Below are 3,157 nucleotides of genomic sequence, written 5' to 3'. Positions count from 1 at the left end.
GTCATGGTGTTAACAAATTCGTTATACACCACAAACAAGCGGTCAATACGTCCTGCGTCGTACGCTTCTAACATGACCTTTATACTACCGATCAGTCCTTCGACAGTCGGCGACTCTCCTAATCCGCTCTTGGCAGCAACCAGGTTGCCTCCATAGTTGCGGAAAAAGGCGCCGGCTTTAGAGCCGAGGGCACAGAAGTCTAGCTCAGCGTCTTGCTGTTTCCAGACAACGGCATCTTTCACCACTGCCTTAAACAGGTTGACGTTTAAGCCACCACACAGACCGCGGTCAGTAGATACCACAATGTAACCAACGCGCTTCACCTCATTACGCTCGACCATGTAGTCGTGCTTGTATTCAGGGTTTGCGTCGGCAATGTGGCCTACCACATTACGAATCTGCTTGGCATACGGCTGGCCAGCCTTCATCAGATCTTGTGCTTTACGCATTTTAGATGCAGCTACCATTTCCATGGCGCTGGTAATCTTCTGCGTATTTTTAATGCTCCCGATCTGGGTGCGTATCTCTTTTGCAGCTGCCATAGCGATCTACCCTTCGTTCGTGGCTCTCAGAAAGCATGCAAGCCCGCCCACAGGCGGGCCGGACATTACCAGCTCTGAGTCGCCTTGAACTTCTCGAGACCTGACTTCAAGCCGTCCTGAATCTCGCCGTTGTAGTCGCCGGTCTGGTTGATCTTATCGAGCAGATCGCTGTGCTCAGACTTCATGTAATCGTGCAGAGCACGTTCGAAGTCCAACACTTTATCGACGCTCACATCATCCAAGTGACCTTCGTTAGCGGCGTACAGAGACAGCGCCATTTCCGCCACTGACATCGGCGAGTACTGCTTTTGCTTCATCAGTTCGGTAACGCGTTGACCATGCTCAAGCTGCTTACGGGTCGCTTCATCTAGATCAGAAGCAAACTGCGAGAACGCCGCTAGCTCACGGTACTGAGCCAAGGCCAGACGAACACCGCCACCCAGCTTCTTGATAATTTTGGTCTGCGCAGCACCACCAACACGAGAAACCGATAGACCTGCGTTAATCGCCGGACGAATACCGGAGTTAAACAGGTTGGTTTCCAGGAAGATCTGACCATCGGTGATCGAGATAACGTTGGTTGGAACGAACGCAGAAACGTCTCCACCTTGGGTTTCGATAATCGGCAGTGCGGTCAAAGAACCGGTTTTGCCTTTTACTTCACCGTTAGTAAATTTCTCAACGTAATCAGCATTAACACGCGCAGCGCGCTCTAGCAGACGTGAGTGGAGATAGAAAACGTCACCAGGATAGGCCTCACGACCCGGCGGACGACGCAGCAGTAGTGATACCTGACGGTAAGCCACAGCCTGCTTGGACAGATCGTCATAAACGATCAGTGCGTCTTCACCACGGTCACGGAAGTACTCACCCATGGTGCAACCAGAATAGGCGGCCAAGAACTGCATTGGTGCAGGATCAGCAGCGCCAGCAGCGACAACGATAGTGTGTTCCAGCGCGCCGTGCTCTTCTAACTTGCGTACCACGTTAGCAATGGTCGACTGCTTCTGACCAATCGCCACGTAAACACAAGTAACGCCTTTGCCTTTTTGGTTGATGATCGCATCGATAGCAATGGCAGACTTACCAATCTGACGGTCACCGATGATCAGCTCACGCTGACCACGACCGATTGGCACCATGGCGTCGATGGATTTCAGACCGGTTTGGATCGGCTCGTCAACGGACTGACGGGTAATAACGCCAGGCGCTACTTTTTCTACCGCATCTGTCATTTTGGCGTTGATATCGCCTTTGCCGTCGATGGCATTACCCAGCGCATCGACCACACGACCTACCAGCTCAGGACCTACCGGCACTTCTAGGATACGACCCGTACACTGAGCGGTCATGCCTTCTTGAAGTTGCAGGTAGTCACCCAAGACAACGGCACCAACGGAGTCACGCTCCAGGTTCAGTACCATGCCAAAAATGCTGTTAGGGAATTCAATCATTTCACCAAACATCGCGTCTTCGAGGCCGTGAATTTTCACGATACCGTCGGAAACGCTGACGATGGTGCCCTGATTACGGGCTTCGGATGCGACGTCAAGCTTCTCAATTCGCTGCTTGATGATGTCGCTGATCTCGGAAGGATTCAGTTGCTGCATGCCATGTCCCTCAGACTCAAGCGGTCAGCGCTTCGGAAAGGCGGTTCAATCGACCACGTACCGAACCGTCAATAACGGTATCGCCGGCACGTAGGATGACACCACCAATAAGCGTCTTGTCCACTTGAGTAGTAATGGAGATTTCGCGATTCAGACGTTTCTTAAGCGCGTTCGCTAGCTTGGTCTGCTGTGCGGCAGTCAGCTTATAAGCTGACGTCACCGTCACATCAACACGCTGTTCATGTTCGGCACGTAAGTACTCGAACTGTTCAGCAATGAAGGGCAGTGCTAACAAGCGACCTTGGTCAGCCAGGGTATCCAAAAAACGCGACAGGTCTTCCTGCTTTTCGGGCAACATATCCGAAAGCAGCGCTACCTTTTTGTCGTTTTCAAGTTTTGGACTACCCAACAGACGACGTAGATCGCTGTCAGCTACCGCAGCGCTTAAAAAACTAAGCGCTTGGGTCCAGCTATCAAGCGCCTTATGATCACGCGCGTATTCAAACGCCGCCTTAGCGTAAGGACGAGCGACGGTAAGTAATTCCGCCATGGGTCACCTCCTTACAGTTCAGCAGCAAGCTCATCAAGTAACTTGCGATGTGCTTTCTCGTCGACCGAAGCTTCTAGCACACGCTCGGCACCAATAATGGCAAGATGAGAAACTTGGGCACGAAGCTCGTCTTTTGCACGATTAACTTCTTGCTCAATTTCAGAACGTGCACTAACCATGAGGCGTTCGCCTTCGGCGCGGGCCTGTTCGCGTGCTTCTTCAACCATTTGAGCAGAGCGCTTGTTGGCTTGCTCGAGGATTTGAGAAGCCTGCTCCTTGCTTTCACGCAGTGTCTGCTCTGCACGCTCTTGAGCAAGCTCAAGATCGCGAGTAGCACGGCTAGCTGCGTCTAAGCCATCAGCAATTTTCTTTTGACGCTCGTGAAGCGCGTTGCTGATCGGAGGCCACACATACTTTATGCAAAACCAGACAAAGATCGCGAAGGCGATCATCTG

Annotated in this window: 4 protein-coding genes; all 4 read right to left on the bottom strand. The window is 52.1% G+C overall.

Features of this window, described 5'->3' with window-relative positions; all coding sequences use genetic code 11:
* Window positions 1-542 (bottom strand): F0F1 ATP synthase subunit gamma (locus tag AC0UA9_RS17055; RefSeq protein WP_475661885.1); only part of this gene is annotated, 542 nt, incomplete at its 3' end.
* A gap of 65 nt (window positions 543-607) precedes the next feature.
* On the bottom strand, window positions 608-2,152 hold the full coding sequence (gene atpA / locus AC0UA9_RS17050; protein ID WP_125753284.1) for a F0F1 ATP synthase subunit alpha: 1,545 nt from the start codon (window positions 2,150-2,152) through the stop codon (window positions 608-610).
* 16 nt (window positions 2,153-2,168) lie between these two features.
* Complete coding sequence (locus tag AC0UA9_RS17045; RefSeq protein ID WP_125753288.1) at window positions 2,169-2,702, bottom strand: F0F1 ATP synthase subunit delta; 534 nt, start codon at window positions 2,700-2,702, stop codon at window positions 2,169-2,171.
* An 11-nt stretch (window positions 2,703-2,713) separates the two neighbouring features.
* Window positions 2,714-3,157, bottom strand: a 444-nt coding sequence (locus AC0UA9_RS17040; RefSeq protein WP_475661884.1) for a F0F1 ATP synthase subunit B, incomplete at its 5' end; no start/stop codon positions are given.

The organism is Colwellia sp. F1, from assembly GCF_056238625.1.
Note: the sequence above shows the minus strand (reverse complement) of the source record. Positions and strands in the feature narration are given on the sequence as shown.